At 30.1% G+C, this 19,456-nt stretch carries 18 protein-coding genes; 17 read left to right on the top strand and 1 reads right to left on the bottom strand.

Features of this window, described 5'->3' with window-relative positions:
* Positions 1–21: 21 nt before the first annotated feature.
* The 17 genes from BO51_RS03560 (at position 22) to BO51_RS03480 (ending at position 18,868) form a co-directional block, all read left to right on the top strand.
* A complete protein-coding gene (locus BO51_RS03560) occupies positions 22–2,145 on the top strand; it encodes a polyribonucleotide nucleotidyltransferase (RefSeq protein ID WP_496484039.1) in 2,124 nt (707 codons plus the stop codon).
* 50 nt (positions 2,146–2,195) lie between these two features.
* Entirely contained in the window at positions 2,196–3,473 is a 1,278-nt protein-coding gene (locus tag BO51_RS03555; RefSeq protein WP_496484038.1) for a M16 family metallopeptidase, read from the top strand.
* Between the two features lie 9 nt (positions 3,474–3,482).
* Complete coding sequence (gene dut, locus BO51_RS03550; protein WP_496484037.1) at positions 3,483–3,914, top strand: dUTP diphosphatase; 432 nt, start codon at positions 3,483–3,485, stop codon at positions 3,912–3,914.
* Between the two features lie 37 nt (positions 3,915–3,951).
* Positions 3,952–4,773 carry an undecaprenyl-diphosphate phosphatase gene (locus BO51_RS03545; protein ID WP_496484036.1) on the top strand — a complete coding sequence of 274 codons (822 nt, stop codon included), beginning with the start codon at positions 3,952–3,954 and terminating at the stop codon, positions 4,771–4,773.
* Between the two features lie 13 nt (positions 4,774–4,786).
* The gene (locus tag BO51_RS03540; protein ID WP_496484034.1) at positions 4,787–6,967 is read left to right on the top strand and encodes an FtsK/SpoIIIE family DNA translocase; all 2,181 of its coding nucleotides are present in this window, start codon (positions 4,787–4,789) and stop codon (positions 6,965–6,967) included.
* Between the two features lie 5 nt (positions 6,968–6,972).
* Positions 6,973–8,310, top strand: coding sequence for a 30S ribosomal protein S12 methylthiotransferase RimO (rimO, locus tag BO51_RS03535; protein ID WP_496484032.1), 1,338 nt, complete (start codon positions 6,973–6,975; stop codon positions 8,308–8,310).
* The gene (gene pgsA, locus BO51_RS03530) at positions 8,294–8,839 is read left to right on the top strand and encodes a CDP-diacylglycerol--glycerol-3-phosphate 3-phosphatidyltransferase (protein ID WP_496484031.1); all 546 of its coding nucleotides are present in this window, start codon (positions 8,294–8,296) and stop codon (positions 8,837–8,839) included. The genes rimO and pgsA overlap by 17 nt, the downstream gene beginning before the upstream one ends.
* A 23-nt stretch (positions 8,840–8,862) precedes the next feature.
* Entirely contained in the window at positions 8,863–10,101 is a 1,239-nt protein-coding gene (locus BO51_RS03525; RefSeq protein ID WP_496484029.1) for a competence/damage-inducible protein A, read from the top strand.
* An 82-nt stretch (positions 10,102–10,183) separates the two neighbouring features.
* Positions 10,184–11,218, top strand: a complete 1,035-nt coding sequence (gene recA, locus BO51_RS03520) for a recombinase RecA (RefSeq protein WP_496484137.1) — start codon at positions 10,184–10,186, stop codon at positions 11,216–11,218.
* A gap of 54 nt (positions 11,219–11,272) precedes the next feature.
* On the top strand, positions 11,273–12,241 hold the full coding sequence (locus tag BO51_RS03515) for a metallophosphoesterase family protein (protein ID WP_496484027.1): 969 nt from the start codon (positions 11,273–11,275) through the stop codon (positions 12,239–12,241).
* Between the two features lie 8 nt (positions 12,242–12,249).
* Entirely contained in the window at positions 12,250–13,695 is a 1,446-nt protein-coding gene (locus BO51_RS03510) for an AAA family ATPase (protein ID WP_496484025.1), read from the top strand.
* Between the two features lie 3 nt (positions 13,696–13,698).
* Positions 13,699–13,947, top strand: a complete 249-nt coding sequence (locus BO51_RS03505; protein ID WP_496484023.1) for a hypothetical protein — start codon at positions 13,699–13,701, stop codon at positions 13,945–13,947.
* An 8-nt stretch (positions 13,948–13,955) separates the two neighbouring features.
* Entirely contained in the window at positions 13,956–14,612 is a 657-nt protein-coding gene (locus BO51_RS03500) for a P-loop NTPase family protein (protein WP_496484021.1), read from the top strand.
* 162 nt (positions 14,613–14,774) lie between these two features.
* On the top strand, positions 14,775–16,325 hold the full coding sequence (rny, locus tag BO51_RS03495) for a ribonuclease Y (protein ID WP_496484019.1): 1,551 nt from the start codon (positions 14,775–14,777) through the stop codon (positions 16,323–16,325).
* A gap of 65 nt (positions 16,326–16,390) precedes the next feature.
* Complete coding sequence (locus BO51_RS03490; protein WP_496484018.1) at positions 16,391–17,212, top strand: PHP domain-containing protein; 822 nt, start codon at positions 16,391–16,393, stop codon at positions 17,210–17,212.
* 35 nt (positions 17,213–17,247) lie between these two features.
* Complete coding sequence (locus BO51_RS03485; RefSeq protein WP_496484016.1) at positions 17,248–17,646, top strand: PadR family transcriptional regulator; 399 nt, start codon at positions 17,248–17,250, stop codon at positions 17,644–17,646.
* Positions 17,647–17,674: 28 nt separating this feature from the next.
* Entirely contained in the window at positions 17,675–18,868 is a 1,194-nt protein-coding gene (locus tag BO51_RS03480) for a pyridoxal phosphate-dependent aminotransferase (RefSeq protein ID WP_496484014.1), read from the top strand.
* A gap of 309 nt (positions 18,869–19,177) precedes the next feature.
* Here the strand turns inward: BO51_RS03480 and BO51_RS03475 are convergent.
* Positions 19,178–19,456, bottom strand: a 279-nt coding sequence (locus tag BO51_RS03475; RefSeq protein ID WP_496484012.1) for an ATP-binding protein, incomplete at its 5' end; no start/stop codon positions are given.

The raw sequence follows: 19,456 nt of genomic DNA, 5'->3' as shown, positions 1-19,456 counted from the left end.
AGAAATGATTGGAGGTAGCTCATGGAAAAAATATATAAATATATGCTCGCAGGCAGAGAACTGTGCATAACTATTGGAAAAGTTGCACAGCAAGCTAATGGTTCGTGCCTTGTTAGGTATGGAGATACTGTTACCCTAGTAACAGCTACTCAGTCAAAACAGCCACGAGAAGGAATTGACTTTTTCCCTTTAAGTGTTGATTATGAAGAAAAACTGTATTCAGTCGGAAAAATTCCTGGAGGATTTATAAAAAGAGAAGGTAGACCTAGTGAAAAAGCGATACTTACATCACGGTTAATAGATAGGCCTATTAGACCACTATTCCCTGAAGGGTTTAGAAACGATGTACAAGTAGTAGCAACGGTCTTATCAGTTGATCAAGATAATAGTCCAGAAATCGCAGCTATGATAGGTTCTTCAATTGCATTATCAATTTCCGATATTCCTTTTAATGGCCCAACTGGCTCAGTACAAGTAGGGAGAGTAAATGGAGAAATTATTATTAACCCAAATAGTGAACAAAGAGAAATTTCAGATATTAATTTAACAGTATCTGGAACTAAAGATGCTATAATGATGGTAGAAGCAGGCGCAAAATTTGTAACTGAACAAGTGATGCTTGAGGCTATTTTAAAAGGTCACGATGAAATTAAAAAAATATGTGATTTTATTAACGAAATAGTACAGGATTGTGGAAAAGAGAAATCTAAATATGAATTATTTATGCCTAGTAAAGATGTTGAATCTTTAGTAAGACAACTTGCAACTAATAAGCTTATTGAAGCTTTAAATACTGTTGATAAAACACAAAGAGATGAAAATGTAGAAAATTTAAAAAATGAAATTACAGAAATTGTATTAGAAAAATATCCAGATACAGAAAAAGATATATCTGAAGTCTTCGAATTGATTATGAAAGAAGAAGTCCGAAAACAAATTATCGAAAAGGGTATTAGACCAGATAATAGAAAATTAGACGAGATAAGACCAATAAGTTGTGAAGTAGGCCTATTACCTAGAACACATGGCTCAGGATTATTTAACAGAGGGCAAACTCAAGTCTTAACCATTGCAACTTTAGGAGCATCTAGCGATGTTCAGATTATTGATGGCCTCGGAGAAGAAGAATCTAAAAGATACATGCACCATTATAATTTTCCTGCGTATTCAGTAGGTGAAGTTCGACCATCAAGAGGTCCTGGAAGAAGAGAGATTGGACATGGTGCTTTGGCAGAAAGAGCATTAGAACCAGTAATCCCTCCAGAGAACGAGTTCCCATATACATTAAGACTTGTTTCTGAAGTATTGAGTTCAAATGGATCAACTTCACAGGCAAGTGTTTGTGGTTCAACTTTAGCATTATTGGATGCAGGTGTACCAATAAAAGCACCAGTTGCTGGAATTGCGATGGGTTTAATTAAAGAAGGAGATAAAGTTGCTATTTTATCGGACATTCAAGGCTTAGAGGATCATCTCGGCGACATGGATTTTAAAGTAGCTGGAACAAGTGAAGGAATAACTGCTATTCAAATGGACATAAAGATAGATGGAATAAATGAAAAAATATTACAAGAAGCATTGGAAAGAGCAAGAATTGGCAGACTGTTTATATTAGATAAAATGATGCAGACCATTTCTGCCCCAAGAGAAGAATTATCTATTTATGCACCGAGAATAACTGTTTTACAAGTTAATCCTGATAAAATTAGAGATATTATTGGCCCTGGTGGAAAAGTAATAAATAAAATTATTGATGAGACAGGCGTTAAAATAGACATAGAAGATGATGGTAGAGTATCAGTTATATCAAATGATTCCATCGCCGCAAAAAAAGCAATAGAACTAATTCAAAACATTGTAAAGGAGATAGAAGTTGGGGATATTTATCTCGGAAAGGTGACAAAAATTACTACTTTTGGTGCTTTTGTTGAAGTGTTAAATGGCAAAGAAGGCTTAGTTCACATCTCTCAATTAGCAAAAGAACGAGTAAACAAAGTAGAAGATATAGTTTCAGTAGGTGATGAGATATTAGTTAAAGTAATAGAAATTGATAATCAGGGTAGGATAAATCTATCTAGGAAGGCATTGCTATCTGATGAAAATAATGAAAACAAAGAAAGCGATCAAGAATCGACGGATAATTAATAAGGAGCATGAACCTTTGGTTCATGTTTGTTTTCTTTAAGGAGGTCATAATGCTAACAACTAATTTAAATAATGGAATAAAAGTAGTTATTGATGATAATAAATATATTAATTCCGCATTAATTGGTATTCTGGTAAAAAGTGGATCAATATATGAAACTAAAGATAATATTGGAATATCACATTTCATTGAACATATGTTGTTTAAAGGTACCACAAATAGAAGCAGTCGAGAAATAGCAGAAGAAATAGATTTTGTTGGTGGTCAAATAAATGCCTTTACAACAAAAGAGCATACATTTATATATGCAAAGGTTCCATATAAACATATGAATTTAGCAATCGACATAATCTATGACATGCTGATGAATTCGCTTTTTTTAGAGGCAGATATACAGAAAGAAAAAAAAGTTATAATTGAAGAAATAAAGATGTATAAAGATTTGCCTGATGATTTAGTGTTTGAAATGATGAGTGAAATTATGTTTAAAGACAACCCCCTCTCATTTCCTATATTAGGTACTGAAAACACAGTTAACAATATAAGTAGAAATGAAATAATTAAATATTATCGCAATAGATATAATGGAGAAAATTTTGTAATATCGATTGCTGGTAATGTTGATACGGAAGATATCATTTACCAATTAAATAATAAATTTGAAAAATTTAGAAATAACAATTTTTGCGATGAGACTAGTAAAAATAACATACCATCAAGCCAATCCAAGGTAGTAATAAAAGGCGAAGTAAAGAAAACTGAACAATTAAATTTGTGTTTTGCAATTCCATATTGTTCAACTTACTCCAATGATTATTTTGAAGGATTGCTGGTGAACAACTATATTGGTGGAAGTATGAGTTCAATTTTGTATCAAATTATTAGAGAAGATCTTGGGTTAGCGTATGAGATAGAATCAAGTGTAGAAACATATAAAGATGCAGGATTATTGGAGATATATGTAGCATTAGATAGTAAAAATGCAATCGATGTGCTTGAAATTATAAAAAAAGAATTAGTAAATTTATATAAGAATAAAATTGGCGCTTATCATATAGATAAATATAAAGAGCAGTTAATAGGTAATTACCTTCTAAGTATTGAAAATCCATTTAACAAGTTGTATGATAATGGAAAAGAGTTGTTAGATATTGGATTTATTGATGCTGATGATAAAATAATAAATCAAATAAATCAAATATCTGAAGAAAGCGTGTCAAAATTTATAGATAAATATTTTACTTTAAATCAGGTATTTTTAACTTATGTTGGAAATATTAAAAATAAAATTAAATTTGAGCAAAACATACATGATATATTTTCTTAGGAGGATAAAATGCAAGTAAAAATAGTGAATAAGAGTTCTAATAATTTACCTGAATACAAAACAGTCGGAGCTGCAGGACTAGATTTGTGTGCATATTTAAGTGATCCAATAGTAATAAATCCATTTGAAAGAGTTTTAATACCTACAGGATTATTCTTAGAAATACCTAATGGCTATGAAGCCCAGATTAGAGGCAGAAGTGGTTTAGCATTAAATCATGGAATAACACTTGCAAATGGTATAGGTACTATTGATAGTGATTACAGGGGTGAAATAAAAATTATATTGATAAATCTTGGAAACGAACCATTCATAGTAAATAATGGAGATAGAGTAGCACAAATGATATTTACTAAATATGAAAGAGCTGATCTAATTGAAGTTGATGAAATAAACGAAACTAAAAGAGGCGAGAATGGTTTTGGACACACTGGCATTTAAATAATTAACATTATCTTTTACATTCAGGAGGTATTACATGAGTTGGCTAGAAGCGATTATATTAGGATTATTTCAAGGAATTGCGGAATTTCTACCTATTAGTAGTTCAGGGCATTTAGCATTGTTACAACAATTATTTGGCATTAAAGAAGGGAATCTATTTTTTGCTGAGATGCTTCACTTTGGAACTTTGGTTTCAATTTTTATAGTATATTTTAAAGATATAAGATTAATGGTTATTGAATTTATAAAATTAATATTCACAATTATAAAAGAAAAATCTATACCCATTCTAAATCAATACCAAAAATTCGCTTTGTTGATTATAGTAGCGTCTATACCTACTGCAATAATTGGTCTAGCATTAGAAGGATTTATTGAAAATATGTTTAGTTCTGTACTTCCAATAGGTATAGCATTCATAATCACAGGTTTTTTACTTTGGTTCTCCGAAAGAAGAGGCAATGGAAATAAAAAAATAGAAGATGTTACTTTTAAAGATTCTTTATTTGTTGGATTAATGCAGGGAATCGCAATATTTCCAGGGATATCAAGATCTGGTTCAACAATTGTAGGTGCTCTATTGAGAGACTTTGACAGAAGCGTAGCTACTGAATTTTCATTCATATTATCAATTCCAGCTGTCTTAGGATCATTTATATTGGGAATGAAAGATGTATTAGATGGCTCTGCTGTAACAATTGAGCTTCCTATTTTTATTGGCGTAATTATTTCAGCAATTGCTGGAGTATTTGCAATAAAAGCACTTGTTAAACTACTAGAAAATAAAAAATTACATTATTTTTCGATATATCTATGGATTATTGGTATAATAGTTATAATATCTCAAATAATTTAAGATAGGTGGTAACATGACAACTAATAAGAAAACTTCAAGGGACAAACTAAATGATAGCGCTAGAAAAAGGAAAAGTTTTAAAATTCATCAAGATATAATTGCGATAGCTTTAATAGGGTTATCTATTTTGGCTCTTGTTAGTTTTTTTACTGAAAAAACTGGAATTGTGGGAAATTCTTTGAAACATATTTTATATGTACTATTTGGCACAGGCTCCTATGTTTTCCCTTTTTTATTGATACTATTGTCAATACTATTACTTATAGATAAAAACAACAAGTATAAATTTACATCATTAATTGTTTTGTTTTTATCTTTGTTAATTATTTTTGATAGTAGTAATGATGTCAGTTTAAATTTTATAGAAAAAATATCTTATATATTTCATAATCCAGGTATCAAAATCAACGGGGGTATAACAGGGGGCATGCTTGGTTTTCTATTCTATAAACTCTTTGGTAATATAGGGACATTTATAATCATAGGTTTTATAAGTTTAGTTTTACTATTCCATTTAATAGGTAAAAATAATTTAATTGAGATTTATACAAAACTACGTAATAAAAATACAGAAAAAATTAGTAATAAGGTTAACATCGACACCAATGATATGGCTGATAAATCAGTGAATCAAATTTTACAAATAACAGATTACACATCTTCAAATACAAATTCAAATACAAAGCAAGAAATAACTAGTCAAAAGAAAAAAACTAAAAAAATAGATGACATATCTGAAGAATACAACCTGAAAAATGAGATAGATGCTAAACCTAAAAGCATAGCTCAATATTCTCTACCAAGCATAAATCTGCTTAATGACTCTATAAGCAAGAATGAAAACAATGATAAAAAAGAAATAATCAATAATGCAAGAATAATTGAAGAGACGATGAAGAATTTTGGCATAGAAGCTTCAGTAACACATATAAATATTGGCCCAACAATTACTTGTTATGAACTAACACCTGCTCCTGGTATAAAGTTAAGTAAGATTGTTTCACTATCAGACAATATTTCTTTAAGCCTTGCTATGCCGGACATTAGAATAGAAGCACCTATACCCGGAAAGTCTGCAGTAGGCATCGAAGTTCCTAATAAATATAAAGACATGGTTTCATTGAAAGATATGCTTTCAAGTAAGGAATTCATGGAATCAAACTCAGATCTAGCTTTTGTTTTGGGCAAAGATATTACTGGGAAAGTTATTGTATCAGATATTCAAAAAATGCCACATCTTTTAATTGCTGGAGCGACTGGATCAGGGAAAAGTGTCTGTATAAATACTATTATAATGAGTCTATTATTCAAGAACTCACCTGATAAAGTAAAACTGCTTCTAATTGACCCAAAAGTTGTAGAACTGAATATATATAACGGCATACCTCACCTTTTAATACCTGTAGTAACTGATCCCAAGAAAGCATCTCATGCTTTGAATTGGGCTGTAACCGAAATGGAGAGACGATATAAGCTGTTTGCACAAAATAATGTCAGAGATATTCATTCGTATAATAAGAAATATAGAAATACTGCTGACAAATTTCCAAAAATTGTTATCATAATTGATGAATTAGCGGATCTTATGATGGTAAGTGCAAATGAAGTTGAAGACTATATAGCTAGACTTGCACAAATGGCTAGAGCAGCAGGTATGCATTTAATAGTTGCAACACAGAGACCGTCAGTTGATGTAATAACTGGTACTATAAAAGCAAATATTCCATCACGAATAAGCTTTGCTGTTTCTTCTCAAGTTGACTCCAGAACAATACTTGATATGGCAGGTGCTGAAAAGCTATTAGGACAAGGAGATATGCTTTTTTACCCTTCCAGTATTTCAAAGCCCATAAGGATACAAGGTGCATTTGTTTCAAATGAAGAGGTAGAAAAAGTTGTTGATTATCTAAAAGAAAAAAATGAAACATCTTATGATATAGATATCATTGAGAAAGTCAGTTCGAACTTAAATTCTTCAGAATATGAGGAAGATGATGAGCTTTTAAGGGAAGCCATTGAATTAGTAATCTCAGAACAAACAGCGTCTATATCATTGTTGCAAAGGAGATTTAAAATTGGTTACGCAAGAGCTGCCCGATTGATCGATTCAATGGAAGCAAGAGGAGTCGTTGGAGGTTACGAGGGTAGTAAGCCTAGAAAAGTATTACTAACAGAAGAAGATGTGGAGGAATAATTTTAATGAATACGCGCAAAATATATTTTGAGACTTTAGGATGCTCAAAAAATGAAGTAGACACTAATATCATGAAATCAATGTTAGACAAAAATTTATATGAAATTACCGAAAATGAAAAAAATGCTGATATTATAGTTGTCAATACATGTGGATTTATAGAAGCAGCAAAAATTGAGTCGATTGATGCAATTTTAGACTTAACTAGACTAAAACAATATGGGTCCTGTAAATATCTTGTTTTAACTGGTTGTTTAGCACAGAGATATCCAGATGAACTGATAAGTGAAATGCCGGAAATAGATGCAATTATAGGAACTGGCAATATTAATAAGATAAATGAAATATTAAACGATTTAGATACTAATGAAAAAAAGGTTATAGTAGATAATATAAACAATATATATCCTGAGAATATTAAAAGGGAAATAGACTCTTTCGTACAATATGTGAAGATATCTGAAGGATGTAATAATAATTGCACATATTGTGTAATCCCTAAATTACGTGGTAAAAATAGAAGTAGAAAAATAGAAGATATAATATCTGAAATAAAATATCTCGTCAACAATAATGTTAAAGAAATTATATTAATTGCACAAAACACAACTGATTATGGAATAGATTTATATGGCGATTATAGGCTATATGAGCTATTAAATGAAATAGAAAAAATAGAAGGTGATTTTCTTGTAAGATTAATGTATTTATATCCTGACCATATTGATGACAAATTAATTAGCAGCATAAAAAGCAATACAAAAATAGCGAAATACTTAGATATTCCATTGCAGCACATAAATAATAATGTTTTGAAAGCTATGAATAGACGTACGAATAAAGAATCTATAGTGCATTTAATCGAAAAATTAAGAAAAGAAATTCCTGAAGTTATAATTAGAACAACATTTATAGTTGGTTTCCCAGGGGAAACAGAAGACGATTTTAATGAATTATATGACTTTATACAAAAAATTAAATTTGATAAATTAGGTGTTTTCCCATACTCAAGAGAGGAAGGTACTACTTCCTTTAATTATCCAAATCAGATTGATGAAGAAGTAAAATTAGATAGATTGGAAAGGATCATGCAAGTTCAAAAACAGATATCAAATGAGTTATTGAGAAATAAAATAGGCAAGACTTACAGAGTTCTAGTAGATAATGAAATTGAGAATGGCTTGTATGAAGGGAGAAGCTACATGGATAGCCCTGAAATTGATGGCGTAATTTTTATTCAATCAAGCTCTCCATTGCAATTGGGTCAATTTATAAATGTGCACATAGTAGATAGTATAGAATATGATTTAATGGGGGTTGTTGAAAATGAATTTAGCAAATAAAATTACAATTCTTCGTGTTTTACTTGTACCATTATTTATTGTGTTTTTTTATTTGGATTTCCAATACAGTCAGTATATAGCTCTGGCAATATTTATTATAGCCTCAATAACTGACTCAATAGATGGTCATATAGCCAGAAGCAGAAACTTGGTTACTACTTTTGGTAAATTTGTTGATCCTCTAGCTGATAAAATATTAACCACTTCTGCATTCATATTACTAGTAGGAACAGGAAAAATCCCTTCGTGGGTAGTAATTATTATACTAGCTCGTGAATTTATTATATCAGGGCTAAGAGTATTAGCTGCGTCAAATGGAGTGACAATTGCTGCAAGCAAATGGGGTAAAATCAAAACGATCACTCAACTTATTGCAATAATTTTGTTATTGCTAAACAATTTCCCATTTAGCTATATCGGTATTCAATTAGACTATATAATGCTGTATATTTCGTTGTTTTTTACTGTTTTATCAGGTATTGACTATGTTCAAAAAAACATTAAAATATTGAATCTAGATGATATATAATATTTTATGAAGGTGACACAATTATGAAAGCTGAGATAATTAATGTAGGAACAGAGATATTATTAGGCAGCATAGATAATACTAATTCTGTATATATATGTAAGAAATTAGTCGAAAAAGGAATAGAGACAATCTTCCAAACTGCTGTAATAGATGATATAGAATTAGTCAAGTTAGCTTTGAAGAATGCTGTTGAAAGAGCTACTTTAGTAATTGTAACAGGAGGCCTAGGACCAACTGAAGACGATTTAACTAAAGAAGCTTTAGCACAATTGTTTGGCATAAATTTAGAATTAGATGAAAATACAAAACAAACAATAGAAAACTATTTTTCACATAACAACAAAAAAATGACAGCTAATAACTATAAGCAAGCTTTAAAGTTAAAAAATTCAGAGCTAATACCAAATAACAATGGCACTGCACCTGGTCTATTTATAGAATTAAATGGCAATAAAATATTTTTGTTACCAGGGCCTCCAAATGAATTAATACCAATGTTTGAAGAACATGTCTTACCGAAATTGAAAACTGATATTTTTCTGGCTACAAAATCAATAAATACTCTTGAGATAGGTGAGTCTGAATTAGAAACAATTTTAAGAGAAATAGAACTCCATTATCCAGAAATAGAAATAGCAACCTACGCTTCATATGGTGCTGTTGAAATTAAAATAATCGGTAAAGATAATAACCTTGATGATTTAAATTCTAAAATGTCACAAGTCATTAGCATTATTGATTCAAAAATACACAATCATATATATGGTTTCAATTATAGTTCTCTTGAAGAAATGGCTGTAGATAAATTAAAGAAATCAGGACAAAAAATCAGTATCGCAGAATCGGTAACTGGAGGTATTATAACTTCAAAAATAACAAGAATACCTGGAGCTTCTGAAGTACTTGAGAGAGGTATTGTGGCCTATACGATAGAATCTAAAATTGATGAATTAGGTGTTTCTAGAAATACTATTGACTCATATGGTGTAGTGAGCGAACAGGTAGCTTTTGAGATGGCAAAAGGGTTATACGAGAAAACTAAGTCTGATTATTGTATAGCTACTACTGGCTTTGCAGGACCTACTGCTGATAAAGAAAAAAAAGTTGGAGAAAACTACATATGTATATATACAAAAGATAATCATTTTATTTTTTATAATCAATTTAATGGCACGAGAGAAGCGATTCAACATAAAATTGCCAGCTTAACTCTCATAAAATTAATAGTTCAACTTAACAATAAGTTGACTTTAAATTAACTTTAGTGTAATATGTATTTAGAACTAATGTTCGTATATAGGAGAGGGGTGACTCCAGTTTATCTGGGATATAATGGTAGAAATGGAAGATAAGAAAAAAGCTCTAGATTTAACGATAAGTCAGATAGAAAAGCAATTCGGCAAAGGCTCTATAATGAAGCTAGGAGAAGCTAGTAAATTAGACTTAGATTATATATCTACTGGCTCACTGGATTTAGATATAGCACTAGGTATTGGTGGTGTGCCTAGAGGTAGAATAATTGAAATATATGGACCTGAATCTTCAGGGAAAACAACTATTGCGCTTCATGTCATAGCTGAAGCTCAAAAAGAAGGTGGCATAGCTGCATTTATAGATGCTGAACATGCACTAGACCCAAATTATGCAAAAAAATTAGGAGTAGACATAGATAATCTAATAATTTCTCAACCAGATACAGGTGAGCAAGCTTTAGAGATCACAGAAGCACTTGTCAGAAGTGGTGCTATAGATGTCGTAGTAATAGACTCTGTTGCAGCTTTAGTTCCTAAAGCTGAAATCGAAGGCGAGATGGGCGATAGCCATATTGGATTGCAAGCAAGGTTAATGTCCCAAGCTTTACGTAAATTAGCAGGTGCAATAAATAAATCAAATGCTACTTGTATCTTTATAAATCAGTTGAGAGAAAAAGTAGGAGTAATGTTTGGTAATCCTGAAACAACTACTGGTGGAAGAGCCTTAAAGTTCTATGCTTCAATTAGGCTAGATGTGAGAAAAATAGATTCCATAAAACAAGGTGAAGATATAATTGGAAATAGAACAAGAGTTAAAGTTGTAAAAAACAAAGTTGCTCCACCATTTAAACAGGCTGAATTTGATATTATGTATGGAGAAGGGATATCAAAAGAAGGAAGCATTGTAGATGCTGGTGTGAATGCAGGCATTATTAATAAAGCAGGGTCATGGTTTAGTTATAATGATATTAAATTAGGACAAGGCAGAGAGAATGCTAAAGAATTTCTAAGACAAAATCCAGAGATCTATCAAGAGATTGAAAATACAGTTAGAAAAAAGTATGGTTTAGGGAAAAAAGATAGTAATGAAGCTGAAGATAGTGAATTAATCAAATCCGAATAGACATATTGTAAGCCTCCTCTATACATGGGAGGCTTTAAAAAATAGGAGGATAATATGAAAATATTGTTTTTTACAGATACTCATTTGAGGAGCTCAAATCCCAAGAATAGAAAAGACGACTTTCCAAAAACTTTAGAAGAAAAATTGATAGAAATAACTGAAATCGTAGATGAATATGGAATAGATTATGTAATCCATGGTGGAGATTTGTTTGATAGGCCAGACACTTCAGTATTAACTGTAACTAAATATGCAAATATAATAAAGAAAATAAATAAACCTATATATATAATTAGTGGAAATCATGATATATTTGGATTGAACCCTGCTACTTTAGATAGAACTATGCTAGGGTTATTAGGTAATTTGAATTTCTTAAACATCATAAAAGATACAGATAAGATAATACTAGAAAAAGATAATGTAAGAGTTCAAGTTACAGGTAGACCTTATACTTATGACATAGATTCGAGCATTTCTAACTATATACTAGACACAGTAGATTCTAATTGCAATTATTCAATTAATATTGTTCATGGTATGCTATTGGATAGACCTTTTATAACCGGTATACCATATACTTTAATAGATGATATATTAGAAACTAAAGCTGATATAACTTTAAGCGGACACTATCATGCAGGATATGGAGTAATATTTAAGAACAATAAATATTTCATAAATCCTGGAAGTCTTGTAAGGATAACCAATAGCATAAAAGAAATAGAACGAATGCCTAAGGTCGCAATAATTACACTTGATGAAACTATCTCGATAGAACTTATTCCTTTAAAGGTTGCAAAATCAGGTTACGAAGTACTAGATAGAACAGAGCTCGAAAAAAATATATACAGAAATGAGAGAATAATGGAGTTTAAGCAAACAATCGATTCTGCTTTAAATTTTGATAAAGTTGATATAAATGATATATTAATAGAAGTAGCTATATCCGAGAATGTAAATGAAAAAGTAAAAGAAGAAGCATTAAAAAGGATTGCAATAGCTCAAATGAAGAATATATAGGTGATAGGATGAAATATATAACAAAATTAATATTAGAAAATTTTCAGTCACATAAGTACTCGGAACTTGTATTTAATGAAGGCATGAACGTAATAGTTGGTCCATCAGATTCAGGAAAATCAGCAATTATTAGAGCTTTAAAATGGGTTTTATATAATGAACCTTCTGGAGATTATTTCATAAGAGAAAATGAAACCCAGTGCAGCGTTACAATTCATACTAATGATGGATTTATTCTAAAGAGATATCGAACAAGAAGCAAAAATGGTTATTCTCTCATTTATCCTAGCGGTGAAGAATTGGTATTTGAGGGTATTGGAAATAGCGTACCAAATGAAATCATAGAAACTATTGGAATACAAAAAATACAGCTAGACTCTGGTGAATCTGCATCTATAAATATTGGCGAGCAATTAGAAGGACCATTCTTATTATCTGAAAAAACATCTACAAGAGCAAATGCAATTGGTAGATTAGTCGGAGTTAATATATTGGACGATGCTATTAAAGAAGCGGTAAGAGACATTAAGAACATCAACGCAAAAAAGAGAAATTTAGAGGAATCTCTTGAAAATATAAATAATGAAATAGATAGTTACAAATATTTAGATGATTTATCAAATACTTATAACGAACTAAGAAATAGGCTAAATATTTTGGATGACAAAAATAAAAAATTAGAGAAATTATTAGCTTTGAAATCTAATTTGAATTCTATATTGTCTAATAAACAAAACATTGAATTGATACTAATTAAATTAAATGATTTGAATAAAATAAACATTATATCTGATAGATTATCAAATGAAATAATTAAGTACAATAGCATCAAAAAAACTCACGAAAAACTAATCTTAAACAATGAAAGAATTATAATGACAGAAGAAATATTAAGCTCATTAATTACCTTACCTAAAGTCAACAAAATATTCAGTAGTTTGGAATATAGAATTAGAAATTATAATGAATTCACAAACCTTAATTCTAAATACAATAAAGTCATAAGAGATAAAAATATTTATATAATTTTAATGAAAAGTTTAAAACATATTGATCAAGTAAATGATATTTACAATGAATTATATTATAAAAGTAGTTTGTATTTAAAAATAATTCAATATCATTCTAAACTAATTGAAATTAATAAAAAAATCCACTATTTATCACAAATTAATGATAGCTTGGACGAATTTACTGGTCAGATAAAAATTAGCGAAATATCTTCTAAAATAAAATTGCTTATAGATTTAGATTCATATAACAAAAAAATATTAAAATTGCAAAACGATATTTCACATTTATCTAATCTAATAGAAAAATTAGATGAAGATAAAGAAATTATCATTTACAAATATAAAAACATATTAAGTAATTACGAGAAATGTCCTTATTGTTTAAGTGACATTGATAATGATAAGATAGAACATATCATAAAATATCATTTAGGAGGGTAAAAAATGGATTATGAAAAAGAACTAAGTAAATTAAAAGATGATTTAAATAAAGCTACTAATTTAAAATATAAAGCTGAAGCTCAATTAGAACAACTTAAAAAGCAAGAGGAGGAACTAATAAGCGAATTAAATAAGTTGGGAATAAAACCAGAAGATTTAGAACAAGAAATAAATAAATTAAAAGTAGAAATAGAAAATATGTTTAGAGAGGCAAATGAATTGTTGCCTAAAAATTTATTAGAGAATAAGTAGGTATAATTATGGGTATTGAGCTTGAAAAATTAAAAAATGATGTTTATGCACTCGGTGAATTTGTAAATAAAGAGCAGGGTAAAAGAGAAAATTTACTAGAACTCAAAGAAAAAATTTTGATAGATTTAGAAAAATCAGATGAAGATCTCAAAATTTTAGATGAAGTCCTTGTTTTGTTTAACAAGACATCAGAATATGCAAGAGCACAAGCTAAAAACCAAATTGAATTAATTGTCACTAAGTGCTTGCAATATATTTTTGAATCAAACATAAAATTTGAAATTGAAATTGAAGAATTAAGAAGCAAAGCTAGTGCTGAATTCTATGTAATAAATGAAACTGAAGATTTTTCGTTAAAAACCAAGCCAGAAATATCAAAAGGCGGGGGAGTCGTTGATATAGTTTCCCTAGCTCTTAGAATAGCGTTTTTACAAACACACAAACCATCAATAGAGGGTCCTTTAGTACTTGATGAACCTGCTAAACATGTAAGTGAGGACTATATCTATAATTTAGGTGAATTTATGAAGCAGACATCAGAAATGTTTCATAGGCAAATAATTATGGTTACTCATAATCAACATCTTGCAGCTCTTTCTGAAGTTTCTTATAGAGTCGATTTGAATGGTTCAGTAAGTGTTGTAAAACCAATCACAAGCTCTTAACAGTTGACAGTTTAATACAAAAGTTATAAAATTAAGATGTGCATTCCCATATGTAATATAAATAGATATCGTACAATCTAAGGCGGATGATTGTACTTGATTTTTAATGTAACTTTGCATTAATATTTAATAGTATTATTATATGGAACTTGAAAATTAAATATGACGGAGGTGTTAACTATTGATAAGTTAATTTATGCTGTATTAGCATTAGTCATCGGTGTTATTGTTGGGTATCTAATAAGAAGATATATTAGTGAAGGAAAAATAAATAATGCCGAAGAACTAGCAAAAAAAATAACTGAAGATGCAATTAAAGAAGGCGAAGCTCGTAAAAAGGAGCTTTTATTGGAAGCCAAAGAAGAGATTCACAGATCGAGAAGTGACTTAGACAGAGAAATCAGAGAAAGAAGAAATGAAATTCAAAAATTGGAAAAGAGGCTTCTAAACAAAGAAGAATCTCTTGACAGAAGAAGTGAAATGTTAGAAAAGAAAGAAGAAACGATTTCGAAGAAAATTAAAAATCTTGAAGATAAAGAATTAGAAATTGAGGAACTTTATCAGCTAAGGACAAAAGAATTAGAAAAAATATCAGGTTTAACTGTAGATCAAGCTAAATCTATATTATTGGATGAAACAAGAAAAGAAATATTACAAGAATCAGCGATGATGATTAAAGAAATGGAAGCTAAAGCAAAAGATGAGGCTGACAGAACTGCCAGAGAAATTATTTCGAGGACTATACAAAGAGTTGCAGCAGACCACGTAGCAGAAACTACAGTAACTGTTGTAAATCTTCCAAATGATGAAATGAAAGGCAGAATTATAGGTAGAGAAGGCAGAAACATTAGAGCACTGGAAACATTAACTGGTATTGATTTAATTATTGATGATACTCCAGAAGCTGTAGTTTTATCTGGATTCGATCCAATTAGAAGAGAAGTAGCTAGAATTGCATTAGAAAAGCTAATTGTAGATGGCAGAATCCACCCTGCAAGAATTGAAGAAATGGTAGAAAAAGCTCAAAAAGAAGTTGAAAACTCAATGAAGGAAGCAGGAGAACAAGCTGCATTTGAAGCAGGAGTAAACGGTTTACATCCTGAATTAATAAAATTATTGGGTAGACTTAAATACCGAACAAGCTATGGTCAAAATGTACTAAGACATTCTGTGGAAGTTGCTCAGCTTGCTGGAATGATGGCAGCTGAATTAGGTGCCGATGTAAAAATTGCAAGAAGAGGTGGTTTACTCCATGATATTGGCAAAGGTGTTGATCACGAATATGAAGGCCCTCATATAGATATCGGTATTGAATTAGCGAAGAAATACAAAGAATCGAGCGAAGTTATACATGCTATTGCTGCACATCATGGAGATATAGAGCCTGAAACAGTTGAAGCCGTACTAGTACAAGCAGCAGATGCAATATCTGCAGCTAGACCAGGAGCTAGACGTGAAACATTGGAAGCATATATAAAAAGACTTCAAAAACTTGAAGAAATTGCTAACTCATTTGAAGGAGTCGAAAGATCTTTTGCTATTCAAGCAGGTAGAGAAATAAGAATCATGGTAAAACCAGAACAAATAAGTGAGGCTGAAATTATTCACACTGCAAGAGAAATTGTAAAAAAAATCGAATCAGAACTTGATTACCCTGGGCAAATAAAAGTAAACGTTATTAGGGAAACTCGAGCTATAGAATATGCAAAATAAAAATTGAAAATTAAACAAACCTGCCCATATTGCAGGTTTGTTTTTTAAATTATAGGAGAAATTATATGAAACGATTTGATTTACATATACATACTAACTATTCAGATGGTTTATATTCTGTAGAGGATATCTTTAATAAAGCATATATTAATAATTTAGATGGCATTGCTATAACTGATCATGATACAATAGATGCAATAAAGTACATTAAAAATAATTCTGTTGATAAAAAAAATATTTCTGTTATCCCAGGGATTGAGCTTGGAGCAGATGTAGAAGGCGAAGAAATTCATATACTTGGTTATTTCTTAGATTACGAAAGCGCACTGCTCAATGAAAGCCTTTCTTCACTAAAAAGAGATCGTATTTACAGAGGATTAGAGATAATTGATAAGCTCTCATCTTTAGGTATGAAGATAAATAAAGAAGAAATTATCAAAGAATCTAAATTAAACAATAATAGTTTCATAGGTAGAGCATTAATTGCAAGAAAACTTGTTTCAGAGGGCTATGTAAAAGATATAAAAGAAGCTTTTGATAAATATTTAGCAGAAGGAAAACCAGCATTTGTTAACAGAAAAAAATTGACTTTAGAAGAGAGTATTTATTTGATAAATGTTACAAATGGTATACCTATACTAGCACATCCAGGAATTATTAAGAATAAAGAAATAATTGATATGGCTGTAAAATTGGGTGTTAAAGGAATTGAGTGTTTTACTTCTAAACATTCAAAAATTGATGAAAAGAAATTTTTAGAGTATTGTAAAATTAATAATCTAATAGCAACAGGTGGATCTGATTATCATGGAGATATTGAAATATTAGGCAAGTATTACACAGATATTGATAAAATAGAATTGTTTAAAAATGGAGTTCTTATATAAATTCTATAGTTTATAATTGTAAAGGATTGATTGCAGTGAATGACAAAGATGAAAGTAATAATGTGACAAGGCAAAGGCAATTCCCTTCAACAATAAGTACTACCTCGTTTACTAAGCTTTATGTATTACATATATTATCGAGCAGAAGTTGCTATGGTAATTATCTTAAAGAGGAAATAGGTAGACGGTTGCATGGAAAATGGACGCCCAGTCCCGGATTGATTTATCCTATATTAAATCAGCTTGAAGAAGAAGAATTTATAATAGGACAGTGGGAGGAGCCAGTAAAAAGAACTATAAAAATATATAGTATAACTGACAAAGGTATAGAACACTATAATAATTTAAAGAAATTATATCTAGAATCAATTCTAGATTCTTATGATATAATTAAGTTTACTCTCAAAGATATTTATTCATTCTTTGAGCAATAACATAAATAATATATAGGAGATGATTGTATTGCCAAGTTTATCAAAAAAAGGTCTTTCAATTGAACCTTCAGTAACACTTGCTATTGATGCAAAAGCAAAATCTATGATTAGTTCTGGAGAAGATGTAATTAGTTTTAGTATTGGAGAACCTGATTTCAACACTCCAAAGAATATTAGAGAAGCAGGTATTGAAGCGATAGAAAAAGGAATAACTAAATATACACCTGCAAGTGGTACTTTAGAATTAAGAAAAGCTATATGTAAAAAATTCAAAAATGATAACAACTTAGATTATACACCATCACAAATCGTTGTTTCTAATGGAGGAAAGCATTCAATATATAATGCATTAATGGCAATTTTAAATCCCCTTGATGAAGTAATTTTTGGCATTCCCTACTGGGTAAGCTACCCAGAATTAGTCTCCATAGCAGGTGGAAAACCTGTGATGATAGAAACGAAAGAACAAAATGGTTTTAAATTCAATTCTGATGATTTAGATAAAGTAAAAACAGATAAAACCAAAGCTATTATAATAAATAGTCCTAATAATCCAACAGGATCTGTGTACTCAAAGGAAGAACTAATTGACATAGCAGAATGGGCTGTAAAAAATGACATATTTGTTATCTCTGATGAACTCTATGAAAAATTAGTTTATGATAACGAAGAACATATTAGTATTGCTTCTCTAAACGAGAAGATTAAGAATTTAACTATTGTCATAAATGGTATGTCTAAAGCATATTCAATGACTGGTTGGAGAATTGGGTATGCGGCAGCAAATCAAGATATAGCTACAATAATGGCAAATTTACAAAGTCATACGACATCAAATCCTTGTAGTATTTCACAATATGCAAGCGTAGAAGGGCTCTCAGGGCCTCAAGATAGTTTAAACGATATGAAAAAGGAATTTGACAGTAGAAGATTAAGAATGACAAAGTTGGTTAACGAAATAAAAGGTATAACTTGTAATATTCCTAAAGGTGCTTTTTACATAATGATGAATTGCTCACAATATATCGGAAAAGAAGTAGCAGGTGTAAAAATAAATTCGTCAGTTGATTTTTCAGATCTACTTCTAGAGAAATGTAAAGTTGCAGTAGTTCCAGGCCTTGCTTTCGGGGATGACAATTACGTAAGATTATCTTATGCTACATCAATGGAAAACATTGAGGAAGGTATTAAGAGAATCAAAAATTTACTTGGAGAAAAATAGATTTAAGTAATCCTAGACATGGTTTACATAATATATTTATGTAAACCATGTTTTTTATTTCTAAATATTAATACTTATTTATAATTATATACATGTTGATAAATACGTGCAAAAATACGAGCTCTAATTTGCCCTAATATATGATTATTTTGGTATCAATCATATATTTATATCAATAACATATAATAACGCTATATGAAGGCTAATTTGGACTTTAAATCAACTCCAATTCATTTTGCCTTAGAAAAATGTAAATGTCAATCCCAAAATGCATGTTTTTTAGAATCTCAAAATGTATGATTGTTAGAATTAATTATTGGTACTTTTTTTAGTTTCTACCAGGTCAATTTTATCCTTCAGCCTATAAGATGGACCTGTAATCTTAATAATACTTGAATGATGAATTAGCCTATCTAAGATAGCATTTGCCAGTGTTATGTCTGAAAATACTTCTCCCCATTTACTAAATGGTTGATTAGTAGTAATTATTGTAGAATTTTTTTCATACCTTTTGTTAATTAATTGAAATAATAAATTAGCTCCCTGCTTGTCAATTGGTAAATAGCCTATTTCATCTATAATAAGTAG

The sequence above is a fragment of the Soehngenia saccharolytica DSM 12858 genome (genome assembly GCF_059568515.1).
This window is presented reverse-complemented; position numbering and strand designations above follow the sequence as displayed.